17 protein-coding genes and 3 tRNA genes are annotated in these 13,237 nt (G+C 60.8%); 11 read left to right on the forward strand and 9 right to left on the reverse strand.

What is annotated here, in order from left to right:
• Window positions 1-103, reverse strand: a 103-nt coding sequence (locus NKH17_RS11385) for a GTP-binding protein (protein WP_245464554.1), incomplete at its 3' end; no start/stop codon positions are given.
• 270 nt (window positions 104-373) lie between these two features.
• Between NKH17_RS11385 and NKH17_RS11390 the strand changes: the two genes are divergently transcribed.
• The 3 genes from NKH17_RS11390 to NKH17_RS11400 all read left to right on the forward strand — a co-directional run bounded on the left by NKH17_RS11390 (window position 374) and on the right by NKH17_RS11400 (window position 2,524).
• Window positions 374-1,261 carry a DMT family transporter gene (locus NKH17_RS11390; RefSeq protein WP_352477500.1) on the forward strand — a complete coding sequence of 296 codons (888 nt, stop codon included), beginning with the start codon at window positions 374-376 and terminating at the stop codon, window positions 1,259-1,261.
• A gap of 43 nt (window positions 1,262-1,304) precedes the next feature.
• Window positions 1,305-1,760, forward strand: a complete 456-nt coding sequence (locus NKH17_RS11395) for a GFA family protein (protein ID WP_352477499.1) — start codon at window positions 1,305-1,307, stop codon at window positions 1,758-1,760.
• Window positions 1,761-1,864: 104 nt separating this feature from the next.
• A complete protein-coding gene (locus tag NKH17_RS11400; protein WP_352477497.1) occupies window positions 1,865-2,524 on the forward strand; it encodes an N-acetylmuramoyl-L-alanine amidase in 660 nt (219 codons plus the stop codon).
• Window positions 2,525-2,573: 49 nt separating this feature from the next.
• On the opposite strand, the gene NKH17_RS11405 is transcribed toward NKH17_RS11400, so the two are convergent.
• A complete protein-coding gene (locus NKH17_RS11405) occupies window positions 2,574-2,831 on the reverse strand; it encodes a GlsB/YeaQ/YmgE family stress response membrane protein (RefSeq protein ID WP_254817133.1) in 258 nt (85 codons plus the stop codon).
• Window positions 2,832-2,991: 160 nt separating this feature from the next.
• Here NKH17_RS11405 and NKH17_RS11410 point away from each other — a divergent pair, with 160 nt between their 5' ends.
• Window positions 2,992-3,459 carry a YidB family protein gene (locus tag NKH17_RS11410; RefSeq protein WP_352477496.1) on the forward strand — a complete coding sequence of 156 codons (468 nt, stop codon included), beginning with the start codon at window positions 2,992-2,994 and terminating at the stop codon, window positions 3,457-3,459.
• 163 nt (window positions 3,460-3,622) lie between these two features.
• On the opposite strand, the gene NKH17_RS11415 is transcribed toward NKH17_RS11410, so the two are convergent.
• Together NKH17_RS11415 and NKH17_RS11420 are read right to left on the reverse strand one after the other, a co-directional pair.
• Window positions 3,623-3,696, reverse strand: a tRNA-Gly gene (locus tag NKH17_RS11415).
• Between the two features lie 67 nt (window positions 3,697-3,763).
• A tRNA-Tyr gene (locus tag NKH17_RS11420) sits at window positions 3,764-3,848 on the reverse strand.
• A gap of 200 nt (window positions 3,849-4,048) precedes the next feature.
• Between NKH17_RS11420 and NKH17_RS11425 the strand changes: the two genes are divergently transcribed.
• Complete coding sequence (locus NKH17_RS11425; RefSeq protein WP_352902741.1) at window positions 4,049-4,900, forward strand: TrmH family RNA methyltransferase; 852 nt, start codon at window positions 4,049-4,051, stop codon at window positions 4,898-4,900.
• 79 nt (window positions 4,901-4,979) lie between these two features.
• Here NKH17_RS11425 and NKH17_RS11430 read toward each other — a convergent pair whose 3' ends face one another.
• Genes NKH17_RS11430 through gcl form a run of 3 tightly spaced genes read right to left on the reverse strand, consistent with a single transcriptional unit; the run spans window position 4,980 to window position 8,509 of the window.
• Window positions 4,980-5,897 (reverse strand): 2-hydroxy-3-oxopropionate reductase, encoded by a 918-nt coding sequence (locus NKH17_RS11430; protein WP_352971108.1) that lies wholly within the window; start codon window positions 5,895-5,897, stop codon window positions 4,980-4,982.
• A 9-nt stretch (window positions 5,898-5,906) separates the two neighbouring features.
• The gene (gene hyi / locus NKH17_RS11435; protein ID WP_352902738.1) at window positions 5,907-6,704 is read right to left on the reverse strand and encodes a hydroxypyruvate isomerase; all 798 of its coding nucleotides are present in this window, start codon (window positions 6,702-6,704) and stop codon (window positions 5,907-5,909) included.
• Between the two features lie 23 nt (window positions 6,705-6,727).
• Window positions 6,728-8,509, reverse strand: coding sequence for a glyoxylate carboligase (gcl, locus tag NKH17_RS11440; protein WP_352902736.1), 1,782 nt, complete (start codon window positions 8,507-8,509; stop codon window positions 6,728-6,730).
• Window positions 8,510-8,709: 200 nt separating this feature from the next.
• On the opposite strand from gcl, the gene bhcR reads away from it, so the two are divergent.
• Window positions 8,710-9,567: an HTH-type transcriptional regulator BhcR gene (gene bhcR / locus NKH17_RS11445; RefSeq protein WP_352883111.1), complete on the forward strand. Its 858-nt coding sequence runs from the start codon at window positions 8,710-8,712 to the stop codon at window positions 9,565-9,567.
• Between the two features lie 40 nt (window positions 9,568-9,607).
• Here bhcR and NKH17_RS11450 read toward each other — a convergent pair whose 3' ends face one another.
• Window positions 9,608-9,964, reverse strand: a complete 357-nt coding sequence (locus NKH17_RS11450; RefSeq protein WP_352902731.1) for a hypothetical protein — start codon at window positions 9,962-9,964, stop codon at window positions 9,608-9,610.
• Between the two features lie 443 nt (window positions 9,965-10,407).
• Window positions 10,408-10,575: a hypothetical protein gene (locus NKH17_RS11455; protein ID WP_292661863.1), complete on the reverse strand. Its 168-nt coding sequence runs from the start codon at window positions 10,573-10,575 to the stop codon at window positions 10,408-10,410.
• Between the two features lie 158 nt (window positions 10,576-10,733).
• On the opposite strand from NKH17_RS11455, the gene NKH17_RS11460 reads away from it, so the two are divergent.
• From NKH17_RS11460 to NKH17_RS11480, 5 genes are all read left to right on the forward strand, one after another.
• A tRNA-Thr gene (locus NKH17_RS11460) sits at window positions 10,734-10,809 on the forward strand.
• A 1,006-nt stretch (window positions 10,810-11,815) separates the two neighbouring features.
• Window positions 11,816-12,055, forward strand: coding sequence for a hypothetical protein (locus NKH17_RS11465; RefSeq protein ID WP_352902730.1), 240 nt, complete (start codon window positions 11,816-11,818; stop codon window positions 12,053-12,055).
• A 31-nt stretch (window positions 12,056-12,086) separates the two neighbouring features.
• Window positions 12,087-12,212, forward strand: a complete 126-nt coding sequence (locus NKH17_RS11470) for a hypothetical protein (RefSeq protein ID WP_302894114.1) — start codon at window positions 12,087-12,089, stop codon at window positions 12,210-12,212.
• A gap of 147 nt (window positions 12,213-12,359) precedes the next feature.
• On the forward strand, window positions 12,360-12,758 hold the full coding sequence (locus tag NKH17_RS11475; protein WP_352508546.1) for a GFA family protein: 399 nt from the start codon (window positions 12,360-12,362) through the stop codon (window positions 12,756-12,758).
• A gap of 265 nt (window positions 12,759-13,023) precedes the next feature.
• Window positions 13,024-13,221: a hypothetical protein gene (locus NKH17_RS11480; protein WP_352649913.1), complete on the forward strand. Its 198-nt coding sequence runs from the start codon at window positions 13,024-13,026 to the stop codon at window positions 13,219-13,221.
• Window positions 13,222-13,237: the final 16 nt, after the last annotated feature.

A 13,237-nucleotide genomic window follows, 5' to 3' on the forward strand; every position in this document is an offset into this window, starting at 1 on the left:
ACTTGGTGATCGCCGCCGTCAGCGACGTCTTGCCATGGTCGACGTGACCAATCGTGCCAATGTTCACATGAGGCTTAGTGCGCTCGAATTTACCTTTTGCCATAGTCTCTTTCCTTGGACGGCCTGGGACGGCCTGGACCTTCAGTTCAGTCGAATGCGGGGCGATTAGCGACTAAGGCCGAAAAACACAAGTGCCTTGTCGCCGAGCGCGCTCGCCCGCCCGAACGCGTGATCCGGTTTCGGAGAATGTGGCGCGGATATAGGAACGAACAAGGGCAAATGGAATGGTTACGGCGGCGGCTCACGGCTTTGACGGATTTACAGACGGATCTGGCCCATTGCCGCTTTGGCGCCGGTCTGATTTCGTGGGCCGATGCATTTCATCCCGACTGCCATACGAGGCCCGCTGTTCATGGTCGTTTCGACCGGGTCCTACATCGTCAACGATACGATGATGAAGCTCGCAACCGCGGGACTGCCGCCCTATGAGGTGCTGTTCCTGCGCGGCGCGGCGGCAACGTTGTGGGGCATTCCGCTGCTGTTCGTGCTGGGCTATGGCAAGCACATCCCGCTAATCCTCGACGCCAAGGTTTTGCGTAGGAACCTGCTCGAACTGGGTGCGATCCTTTGCTACGTGGTGGCGCTCGCCAACATGCAGATCGCCGATTCCACCGCGCTCGGACAGATCACGCCCTTGCTGATGCTGGTCGGCTCCTCGATGCTGTTTGGCGAACGGATCGGCGGGGTTCGCCTGGCGCTGATCGGGCTCGGCTTTGTCGGCGCGGTGATGGTGGCACAACCGACGATGCAGGGGATTTCGGTTTACGCCCTGCTGGCGCTCGGCAATGCAGCCCTGTCCGCGGCGCGCGATCTGGCCGGGCGCAAGGTCGCCGCCGACGTGCCGGGAATGGTCGTGGCTATTTCCGCAGTGATTGTGGTGCTCGCCGGCGCCGGCGCTGCGCATCTGGTTTCCGAGCAGTGGGTGGTGCCTGAAACCCGTCACCTGCTGCTGATGGGCGGCGCCGGACTGTTCCTGATCTTCGGCCACTTCTTCATTTTCATGGCCTATCGTATCGGGCCGACCAGCGTGGTGGCGCCGTTCTACTATTGCTTTACCGTCTGGGCGGTAATTTCAGGCCTGGTGGTTTTCCGGCAGCTCCCGAATGCGCTGGCCATCTGCGGCATCCTGCTGGTGGTGGCCAGCGGGTTGACCATCGTCTCGCTCGACGAGCGCAAGCGCCGGCTAACCGTCGTCGCCTAGAGCTGGAAACGGCGTAGGGACAATCGCCTGAGTGGAGAAGCGTATGACAAGCCCGGAGAACGGAAACAACCAGAATGCAAGCAACCGCATGCTCGCCGGAAAATGCCTGTGCGGCGCCGTTCAGTATGCGGTGGCGGACGCGTTCGTCTATGCCGCGAACTGCCACTGCTCGAACTGCCGGCGCACCACCGGCTCGGCCTTCAAGCCGTTCGCCGGCATCGAGCGGGACAGGCTGAGCCTGGCGAGGGGCGAGGACAATCTCACGATCTTCGGCGACGAAACCGGCCATGACGCGCACTGCAAGACTTGCGGCTCGTTGCTCTATTCGGTGGTCCGGGACGGTGCCTTCGTGCATGTCGCCATGGGAAGCCTCGTCGACGAGCCAACCATCCGCCCGACGCAGCACATCTTCGTCGGCTCCAAGGCGAAATGGTTCACGATCACCGACGATCTGCCGCAATACAGAGAACACGCGGTCGCCGAAGATGCCGGCGAATAGCTGACCGTTAGAAACGCTCAACCAAACTATCGTTTCGTTTTCGCGTCCGCCGCCAAGGAAATTATACTGTGCTCCGTCACTGAACTTATGTGGCGGAGATTTCTGTGGCATTGCCGCCCGACTGGTTGCCCAACGTTGCGATGAAGCGCGTCGTTTGCCATTGGACGGCAGGCTCGCATTCGGCCGGCGATACCGATAGGGATGCGTATCACATACTGGTCGAGGGGAATGGCCGTCTGGTCAGGGGCCGGCCTTCGATCGCGCTCAATTCGGGTCGGGTAAAACCGGGATATGCCGCGCACACGCTCAACTGCAATGGCGGCCCGATCGGGGTTTCGCTCTGCTGCATGGCCGGGGCGGAGGAAAGGCCGTTCGATGCCGGCCGCTATCCGATGACCAGGGCACAGTGGAACGCGATGACCGCGGTTGTCGCCGAACTCTGCAAATATTACCGCATCAAGGTCACGCCCAAAACGGTGCTGTCGCATGCCGAAGTCGAGAGCAATCTCGGCATCGAGCAGCGCGGAAAATGGGATTTCACCCGGCTGCCCTTCGATCCGACGATCGGCGGCGCAAGCGCCTGTGGCGAGCGGCTGCGCCGCGACGTGACGGCGGCAATGGTCGAGATGCCCAATCTGCCGGTGAGGATTGGGCGCGATGCCGTATGGCAGCGATTGCTGGAAGAACTATGGCCGATCATGGTGAGAGGGCTGGAAGCCGGCCTCAACACGCTGATCCGCCAAATCCTCAAAAGGATTAGATAGGCGCTCGGCATTCGGGTGAATGCCGGCGCAACTGCCGATCTGCCCGTTTCTAAAGAGCCCGCCTGCCGGTAAACTGGTGATAAGCCCACAGCACAACTATCGCGCCTATCACGGCTACGATCAGGCTATAGATGTTGAGCCCGGTGACGCCCGACGCGCCAAAGGCGCTGAAGATCAGTCCGCCGACGATAGCCCCGACAATCCCAAGCACGATATCGAGCACCAGGCCCTGCCCGCTTTTATTGACAATCTTGCTGCCTATGAAGCCGGCGATGACGCCGAGAATAATCCAGCTTAATATTGACATTTTTCCTCTCCGTTCCCCGCGCTCGATTACTTCCACATTATTACGCAAAGCTCAAGCCAACTTGAAAATCATGATTACGGAAAGCTCAAACCGGCTTGAAATTCGCCATGAATGCGTCATTGTCGGAGACGGACGGGCAATTTTGACATGGAGATCCACAATGGGACTGTTTGACAATGCCGTTCCCGGCGGCAACGTCGCCAAGCCGCTGATGATCGCGCTCGGCGCACTTTTGGTGGGAAAAATGCTGAGCGGTGGAAGTTCCGCCCAGCCGGAGGCGGCGCAGAGCCCTGCCCCCGTCCCGCCTGATACAACCGCATCCGCCGACGGCGGACTGCTCGGCGGTCTGGGCGGCCTGCTCGACAAACTGAAGGATGCGGGCCACGGCAACGTCGCCAATTCGTGGGTCGGCGCCGGTCAGAACCAGCCGATCAACCCCAGCGATCTGGGCAGTGCCCTCGGCCCGCAGATCATCCAGGAGATCGCGCAAAGGACGGGCCTGAACCAGCAGGAATTGCTCCAGCAATTGTCCGCGGCCTTGCCCGGGCTTGTCGACCAGCTGACGCCGAACGGGCAAGTGCCGCAGCAGAACCAGCTCGCGTCCATATTCAGCAAATTCGCGAGCTGACGCCTGCCCAACGCCGCCTGCGGTTGGGGACAACGATAACACAGATTAAGATGCGCGTCCTTCTGGACGCGCATCGAACACTTTGAACTATCGGCAAAGCGCTTCGCTTGGCGCTGCCTACTTCGGGATCGTGCGCGAAGTGCGCCGTGGCCTGGGGGAAATCTGGAGCGGGTAGCGGGAATCGAACCCGCATATTCAGCTTGGAAGGCTGCTGCTCTACCACTGAGCTATACCCGCGCCTTTCAGTCAAGCATCGGATCCGCTCCGACGCTCGCGCTGCGTTTCAGGGCTTCCGGGCCGGCAGTGGTGGAGAGGGTTGGATTTGAACCAACGTAGGCATAGCCAACGGATTTACAGTCCGTCCCCTTTAACCACTCGGGCACCTCTCCAGTCTGCCGCCGGAGCCATGCAACGAGGCATCGACGCGCGCGGCCGCCAAAGCAGCCTTTCCGCGCAGCGCCTTATGGCGGGAGCGTCCAAAACTGTCAACCGCAACATCCCGGCAAAAAGCGCTGAATTTCACACCTCGCCCGACAAGCAGCTTGTGCGGCTGTATCCATGACCGGACGACACGGCTATAGAACCGGCCATGAGCAACGACAACAAGCCCAAGACCCCTCAAGACACCCACTACGCCAAGCTGCGCCGTGCGCATCGCGACGAGAAGAGCGGCGGCGCGCCGGCGTTCAGGCCACGCCAGCCGGTGCCGCCCGGCGAGACCGCCGCCGATGGGCTGGTGCGGCTCTACGGGCTGCACACGGTGCGGGCGGCGCTCGACAATCCGCGCCGCAAGATCAAAAAAATGCTGGTGACGCGCAACGCTGCCGAGCGACTGGCAATCGCCGATCTCGGCGCTTTGCCCTTCAAGGCGGAACTGGTCGAACCCAGGGACATCGACAAGGTCACCGGCTCCGATGCCGTGCACCAGGGCGTGCTGATCGAGGCCGAGCCGCTGAAACCGAAGCGCCTCGATGCGCTTGGCGATGCCAGGCTGGTGCTGGTGCTCGATCAGATCACCGATCCGCACAATGTCGGCGCGATCCTGCGCTCGGCGGTGGCTTTCGGCGCCGGCGCGCTGATCACCACGGCGCGCCACAGCCCACAGGAATCCGGCGTGCTGGCGAAGTCGGCTTCCGGCGCGCTGGAGCACATCGATCAGATCGAGGTGAAGAACCTCGCCGACGCACTCGGCCAACTGCACGAGGCCGGGTTTCAGACGATAGGGCTGGATTCGGACGGTCCGGCGGAGCTCGAAAAGAGTTTTTCGGGAGAAAAGATCGCATTGGTGCTTGGCGCCGAGGGCAAAGGCCTGCGCCAGAAAACGCGCGAGACAGTGACCATGCTCGCCCGGCTCGACATGCCCGGCGCCATCCGCTCGCTCAACGTGTCGAATGCCGCGGCGGTGAGCCTTTATGCGGCAAGGAAATTTTTGAAAGAGTGAATGGTGAGACTGCACGTAGGTCGTCACCAACTCATTACCAATTACTCAGTGCTATTTCCTACTCACTACTCACTACTCACTACTCACCCACTTCACATCCCGCCATCCGCTCCAGCGCCCTGACCAGCGCCGAGTGATCTTCTTTGGCCCCGCCATTCGCCGCGCAGGAGTTGAACAGTTGCTGTGTCGTCGAGGTGTTGGGCAGCGCGACGCCGAGCGCCTTGGCGCCTTCGAGAGCGAGATTAAGATCCTTCTGGTGCAGTTCGATGCGGAAGCCCGGCGCGAAGCTGCGTTTGATCATGCGCTCGCCATGCACTTCGAGGATGCGCGAGGCGGCCAATCCGCCCATCAGCGCCTGCCGCACCTTGGCCGGATCGGCACCGGCTTTTGAAGCAAAGACAAGCGCTTCGGCGACGGCCTCGATGGTCAGCGCGACGACGATCTGATTGGTGACTTTGGTTGTCTGGCCGACGCCGTTCGGTCCGACCAGCGTGATGTTCTTGCCCATCTTTTCGAACACCGGCCTGGCGCGGTCGAAGGCTTTTTCCTCGCCGCCGACCATGATGGTCAGCGACGCCGCCTTGGCGCCGACCTCGCCGCCCGACACCGGCGCATCGAGGTAGTCGCAGCCGAGATCGTTGATCTTTTTTGCGAATTCCTTGGTCTCGATCGGCGAGATCGAGCTCATGTCGATGACAAGCTTGCCTCTTGTCAGCCCGGACGCGACGCCGTTTTCGCCGAACAGCACATCGGCCACCTGCGGCGTGTCGGGAACCATGGTGATGACAATGTCGGCCGTTTTCGCGACGGCGCTGTGGCCGGAGACGATCTTCAGACCCTTGTCGACGAGATCGGCCGGCGGTTTCGAGCGGTGGTCGCTGGCGAAGACTTGATAGCCGGCATCAAGCAGATGCCCCGCCATCGGCGCGCCCATGATGCCGAGGCCGATAAAGCCGATGGTGTCCATGTCTTTCTCCGTTTCTTGTAAGGCGGCGATGCGTAGCGTCTACGCCGCCGCACTCCCCTGCCCGGCCAACTCCCGCAACCACCCGAGTCCGGCTTCCGTCCCACCCTTCGGCTTGTATTCCGCGCCAACCCAGCCGGAATAGCCGATGCGGTCGATGTGGTTGTACAGGAAGGGAAAATTGATCTCGCCCGTCCCCGGCTCATGACGGCCGGGATTATCCGCAAGCTGGATATGCGCGATGCGGTCGAGGTTTGCCTCGATGGTGCGGGCGAGATCCCCCTCCATGATCTGCATGTGATAGATGTCGTATTGCAGGAACAGGTTCTTCGAGCCGACGCGGTCGATCAGCGCCAGGGCCTGATCCGAGTAATTCAGGAAGAAGCCCGGAATGTCGCGGGTGTTGATCGGCTCGATCAGCAGCCTGATGCCGGCCTGCTCCAGCTTTTCCGCCGCGAAAGCCAGGTTTTCGGCGAACACGTCTTCCAGCACGGAGCGATCGACGCTCTGCGGCGCGATGCCGGCGAGGCAATTGACCTGCTCGCAGCCGAGCGCGTGCGCATAGGTGACGACCTTGGCAATGCCTTGCCGGAACTCCGGGATGCGGTCCGGCAGGATCGCAATGCCGCGCTCGCCCTTGGCCCAGTCGCCGGCAGGCAGGTTGAACAGGACCTGCGTCAACCCGTTCTTCTTCAACCTGGCCGCGACGACATCCGGCGCATGGTCATAGGGACCGAAGTACTCGACGCCCTTGAAGCCCGCGCGGGCAGCGGCATCGAAGCGGTCGAGAAAGTCATGCTCGCCAAAGAGCATCGAAAGATTGGCTGAAAACCGTGGCATGGCAGTAGTTCCTCATATGCGGCTTAATCGAGCATGACGATCGCCGTGGGGGCATCTTCATTGCGCTCGGCAAGCTCCTCGAATTCGGTGATCTTGTCGATTTCGGTACCCATCGAAACGTTGGTGACGCGCTCGAGGATGAATTCGAGCACCACCGGAACCTGGTGCTCGTCCATCAGGCGCTTTGCCTCTTCGAAGGCACCGGCGAATTCCTCCGGCCGGCGCACCCGGACTGCCTTGCAGCCCATCGCCTCGGCAACGGCGACGTGGTCGACGCCATAGCCAGCTTCGGCATCGCCCTGTCGATTAACGTTCTCGAAGGCCAGGCTGACTTCGAAATCCATCGAAAAGCCGCGCTGCGCCTGGCGGATCAGCCCGAGATAGGCGTTGTTCACCACGACATGGATGTAGGGCAATCTGTGCTGCGCGCCGGCCGCCAGTTCCTCGATCATGAACTGGAAATCATAGTCGCCGGACAATGCCACAATGGTGCGGTCCGGATCGGCGGCGCGAACGCCGAGAGCCGCCGGCAATGTCCAGCCGAGCGGCCCGGCCTGGCCGCAATTGATCCAGTTGCGTGGTTTGTAGACATGCAGGAATTGCGCCCCGGCGATCTGCGACAGGCCGATCGTGGTGACATAGGTGGTGTCGCGGCCGAACGCCTTGTTCATCTCCTCGTAGACGCGCTGCGGCTTCAGCGGCACCTGGTCGAAATGGGTCTTGCGCTTCATCGTCTTCTTGCGCTGCCGGCATTCGCCGGCCCAGCCCGACCAGTCGCGCAATTTCCCGGCGGTCCTCCATTCGGTGGCGACGTCGAGCAGCATCTTAAGCGCCGCACCGGCATCCGAGACGACGCCAAGGTCCGGTGCGAAGACGCGGCCGATCTGCGTCGGCTCGATATCGACGTGGACGAACTTCTTGCCCTTGGTGTAGACGTCGACCGAACCGGTGTGGCGGTTGGCCCAGCGGTTGCCGATGCCGAAAACGAAATCGGCCTCGAGCATCGTCGCATTGCCGTAGCGATGCGAGGTCTGCAGTCCGCACATGCCGGCCATCAGGCGGTGGTCGTCGGGGATCGCGCCCCAGCCCATCAGAGTCGGAATGACAGGCACACCAGTGACTTCGGCGAATTCTATCAACAGGTCCGACGCATCGGCGTTGATGATGCCGCCGCCGGCGACGATCACAGGCTTGTCCGCCGCGTCGAGCATCTTCAGCGCCTTCTCCGCCTGAGCGCGCGACATTGCCGGCTTGAACGGCACCAGCGGCTCGTAGGCATCGATGTCGAACTCGATCTCCGCCAGTTGCACATCGACCGGCAGGTCGACCAGCACCGGCCCCGGCCGCGACGAGCGCATCAGATGGAACGCCTTCTGCAGCGCCATCGGCACCAGATAGGGCTCCATGACGGTGACCGCCCATTTGGCCACGGGTGCGGCGATCGCAGCGATGTCGACGGCTTGAAAATCCTCCTTGTTGAGACGCGCCCGCGGCGCCTGCCCGGTGATGCAGAGGATGGGGATAGAATCGGCGGCGGCCGAATAGAGGCCGGTGATCATGTCGGTGCCGGCCGGACCCGAAGTGCCGATGCACAGACCGATATTGCCCGATCTGGCGCGGGTAAACCCTTCGGCCATATGCGAGGCCGCCTCGACGTGCCGCGCAAGGATGTGGCGGATGCTGCCCCTCGCCTTCAGCGCCGAATAAAGCGGGTTGATCGCAGCACCCGGCACGCCGAAGGCACACGAGATGCCTTCCTTTTCGAGAACGAGAACCGCTGCGTCGACTGCGCGCATCTTGGCCATGTCAGCCTCCACGGAATTGTTGATGGCTGATGATGCCAGTGCGTCGATTATTTTTCAATTTTTTCAGAATATTTTTTCATTTCCAGGGCACGGCTCTTGCTGCTTGAATTGATTGGCCTTTCTGTTTTCCATAAATTCGCTTCGCCGGCCTGAAAAACTTTTTCATTGCTTGTTGGGCGAACAGAGCGAAGAATGGCCCGATGGAAACCACCGAAAAACGCCAGCGCGGCCGGCCGCGCGCTTTCAACGGGCCGTCCGAGGCCGCCTCGGTGCAGTCGCTGGACCGGGCGCTGCGCATCCTGGCAATCGTCGCCGATGGCAGCGGCCTGTCGTTGAGCGAGATCGCCGCCAGTTCCGGCCTGCCGGCATCCACCGCCTACCGCATGCTGACGACGCTGGAGAACCATGGCATGGTCGAGTTCGAAGGCACCGACCAGCTGTGGTCGATCGGCGTCGAGACCTATCGCATGGGCGCAGCGTTCCTGCGCCGCCGCAAGCTGGTCGACCGCGCCCGTATCGTCATGCAGGAATTGATGGAGAAGACCGGCGAGACCGCCAATCTCGGCGTCGCCGAGGACGATTGCGTCGTCTTCGTCAGCCAGGTCGAGACGCACCAGGCGATCCGCGCCTTCTTCCGGCCGGGCACGCGCAGTTCCTTCCATGCCTCGGGCATCGGCAAGGCGGTGCTGGCGCATCTCGAGCCGGAGCGCGTTGCCACCATACTGCGCCGGGCCGGGCTGGAGCGCTTCACCGAAAACACGTTGTCCGACATCTCGGCGCTCGCCCGCGATCTGGTGACGATCAAGCTGCGCGGCTGGTCGGTCGATGACGAGGAGCGGCATCCAGGAATGCGCTGTGTCGCCGCCGCCATCTTCAACGAATTCGGCGAACCGATCGGCGGCGTCTCGGTCTCCGGGCCGACGGTACGGGTCACACCGGAGCGGCTGGCCGAGATCGGCCCGCTGGTGCGCGATGCAGCAGCGCAGGTGACGAGGATGATCGGCGGCCTGCCGACCCCTCCCGGCCTTGGCAGCGAACCGAGCGCATGGCAGCGCTGACCAGCGCCGAATGGTGCGACATCTGCCAGGATGGCCAGAGCTAGCCCCCGGGCACAGCGCTCTTGGTCGACAGGTCGTAGAAATCAAGCAGCATCGCCAGCCCAACTCCGCAGGCGGTGAAGATGAGGCCGGCAATGAAGATCCGATTGGCGCGTTCATAAACGCGCCGTTGTAGAGACGTTATGTCGAGCAGCAACCGCAGCGCTCGTATCTGCAGGGCAATGCCGATCAAAATCGGCACGACGGCGGCCAGGTGATAGATTTCCCATAGTATCGGGTTGGCGGCCCAATGCGTGATGAAGCCCAGCGAGAACGCCAGCAGGATGCCGACGGTGGTGATTGTGCCGTTGCGGAAAACCGTCTCGATCGGCTCTTCGTTCGGATCGTGCTCGCCCAAGCGCCCTCTCTCCCTGTTTCGGCTCGGCAGTAGATTAGGCTGTCGGGAAATCCCTGTACATCGGCAAGAGTGTTGGCGAATGCTGAAGCGGCATCCGATCTCGCCTCAAGCGATGTTCGACAGGACAGAGAGGCTGACGGAGCGCGACTTTATTCCAGCTTGGGTTCCTCGCTCACGGAAGTGGGGAGAGGTGGCGCGGCGAAGCCGCGACGAAGAGGGGACCGCGCCCTACGAAGGCCCCCTCTCCGGCCGCTTCGCGGCTACCTCTCCGCCGCTTCGCGGAGGGCGAGGAACCCAGGTCCCAAGAGGTCGGAGGAACAACCCCTCTGCCCTGCCACTCAGACACGCAGAAAAAGGGGGCAGTGGGGTGCCAGTCTGATACTGTCAGCCGCGACCACGAACGGTCGCGCTGGTCGACAATCCACCGAAACAATCGGCAGGCCTCAGCCCATGCCGGTGATGTGGCGAAGCCAGAACGCGAGCGCGATGAAGCCGATGATGGTGGTGACGCCTGTCCAGTCGATATTGGCGCGCTTCAGATCCTTGACGAGCTTCACCAGGAGAACCCAGGCCACGACGACGAGCGGGAGAATGATGACAAACCTGATCATGCGACTGCCTCGCTGATGCGATTGCACCTTCGATCAATATAGGAAGCGAATTGGCCGTTTTCAGGACGCCCTGGCGGCAGAACCGGCGCGTCCGCCGGGAACCGAAAAACGGAGTTTTGTCTTTACTGGCGCAGCAAATATGCTAACCGGAGCGCCGTGCCCTTGTAGCTCAGCTGGTAGAGCAGCGGTTTTGTAAACCGAAGGTCGGCGGTTCGATCCCGTCCGGGGGCACCAGTTTCCACCCGACAAACCCCAGAAATCAAGGAACTCAAGGGTTTCAACGTCCCCCGAGGTACACCAAAAGGTACACCGAGGGTCCACCAAGGATGAAAATGACACTGGAGCATGTCCAACCGCGCGGCAATCGGAAGGTCTACCGAAGGAAGGTGCCCAAGGTCGTTCATACACTTACGCCATTCGTTTTGTATCTGGTGAGGTATCATCATCCATTTGATGCCGAGCGACAGCAATACACTCGTTAAGATTGTCCCGAAGCCGAGTAGCCGCTTCAAGGCTAAAGTTCATGTAATTTGTAGGGGAACCTTCCGCACCAGCGTAACCATCGGGCCTCATCGAAAGACCTATGTAGACGTCTCGCTGGTCTATTGACCTCTTAACGCGCCATTCGAGGAAAGAATCGCTAGCACTTCCGACGACCGGGGGTGTCTTGAAGACGACATCTCCGAGCAATGCATTCATTGTTTTTGATTTCGCGAGTAGCTTTTTCGCAAAGGTCCACATCAAGCGATACCCTCCTGACATCTGCAGCATCTACACTTCGACGAGCGTCCGCAATGGGGTCGAACTCGGTCGTTCTGAGTGATTGGGTTTTGATCCCAGAGGGTTGGACAGTGGGAAGGTGTTCCTGAGCTGCACTGCGCACTATGCGACTACGAACGGCAGTGGGTAATGGTCAACGTCCTCGCCTAACAAGGGTGACAGAAGGTACACCGCTCGGGCACAAAGAGGTACACCGAGCTTAACCTCTTCAGGGGAAGATACTCTCGTATTCCCTTGATTTTTAGGGGTAAAATTCGGGTGGACTGCTCCAGTTGGATTTGGCCCTTAGCGCCGTCCGGGGGCACCAGCACGGGCTTCTTGAGACCTCCGGGGCGCTTGATATCTGCTCATCCCCGATATCCACAGGCCGGGGCCGTCAAGATCGGTAGCACATCAGCTTCAACGCATATATTCCCTAGCGGAAACCATAGTTCCCTACCGGAAAACCTAGGAGTTGTCGTTGGAGCAGAAACGCACGACCGCCCCCTTCATCAGCGGCATGTTTGGTGGCGCTGTTGTCTTCGCCTTCGCGTTCGGCTTTCGTTTCCTGGTAAGTCCCGATCCCGATCCTGCATCAAGAGCAACGACAAGCCTTTCGGTACTGGCATTCGCCATTTGCTTCGGCGCGGCATTCCTTCGCGAGCATCGACGCCAGATTGCCGCCGCCAGAGAATTCTTAAGCCGCCCAAGATCGTATTAGGCTGAGGACTCATAAGCGAAGCGACGATCTGATGATCGCCAAGGCCATGCTCGACAAGAAGGCGCCGCTGGCACTTTCATCGGTATTGACGGGCTTTGGCGCCAGCGGCCTGGCGGAGAAACTCTACGAACATTTCAATATGCCGCAAAGGCGATAGTGAAGGCAGCTTGGAGGCAACGCCTCGCGCGGGCGAGGACAATCGCCAGCGCCGAATGTCGGAATTGGGCGCCAGCTCGGCGCATTTCATGGCGCCTCCCTCACGCCCAGGCATGAAGCTGTCCTTGTTGACTCGAGGAGTATTTGCATGCGTGGTCATTGCTTATGCGGCGCTATTGCCTTTGAAGTCGATGGCCCGGCACAGGCCTGCGTGGTCTGTCATTGTGAAAGTTGTCGGCGGCAATGTTCTGCGCCGATGACCACCTATATTGGCGTCTTGAACGGCCAATGGCGATGGTTGGGCAAGCTACCGAAGGTATTCAACTCTTCTCCCGGTGTGGAAAGAACATTTTGCGATCACTGTGGTACGCCGCTGTCCTTCCGCTCAAAGAACATGTCTGATGTCATGCATTTTTTTGCGGCGGCGATGGAGGAGCCAGAAAAATTTGCACCTACGCTGCATGTCGCTTTTGAGGAGAAGCTCCCTTGGCTGAAACTCGCCGACAACCTGCCGACCCGTTTTGGGCCTGACTATACGAAAGATTAGGACGGTACGGACCGGGAGCGTCGGGATCGCCAGAAAGTTCCCGTGAAATTGCCGGCTTAGCCTGAACCAGATCGGGCTCAAGCATCTCCTACCAGGAGACGCCGAGCTCATTCCTGTCTTGCTTTTTGCTGGGCCATAGGTTCGTCCCGCCTCCCGACGGCCACTTAACAGCATTCGATTAAATTGCTCCAATGTATATTAGCACTCGCTCAATTAAGCGCGCCGACAATGCCCGTGCGGCGGGCCAAAAACCAAAGGTGTTGTCATGCGTAGTGATTTCGCCGCGGCGCGCGAGCTTTTGGAGTGCGCACAAAACCGCCTCTGCGGCGTGGATGAAACGAGCCAACGCGTCAACGAGGCCCTCGACGCGCTGATTGAAGAAATAGCCATCGCGGAATTCCGCAAGGCGCCACTGACGGTCGTGCCGTTTCCACGAGCGCGCCCGCCTAAGCATGTCCGGTAGAGAGCACCGGTCGCGC

The organism is Mesorhizobium sp. M1334, from assembly GCF_040317995.1.
Lineage (GTDB): Bacteria > Pseudomonadota > Alphaproteobacteria > Rhizobiales > Rhizobiaceae > Mesorhizobium.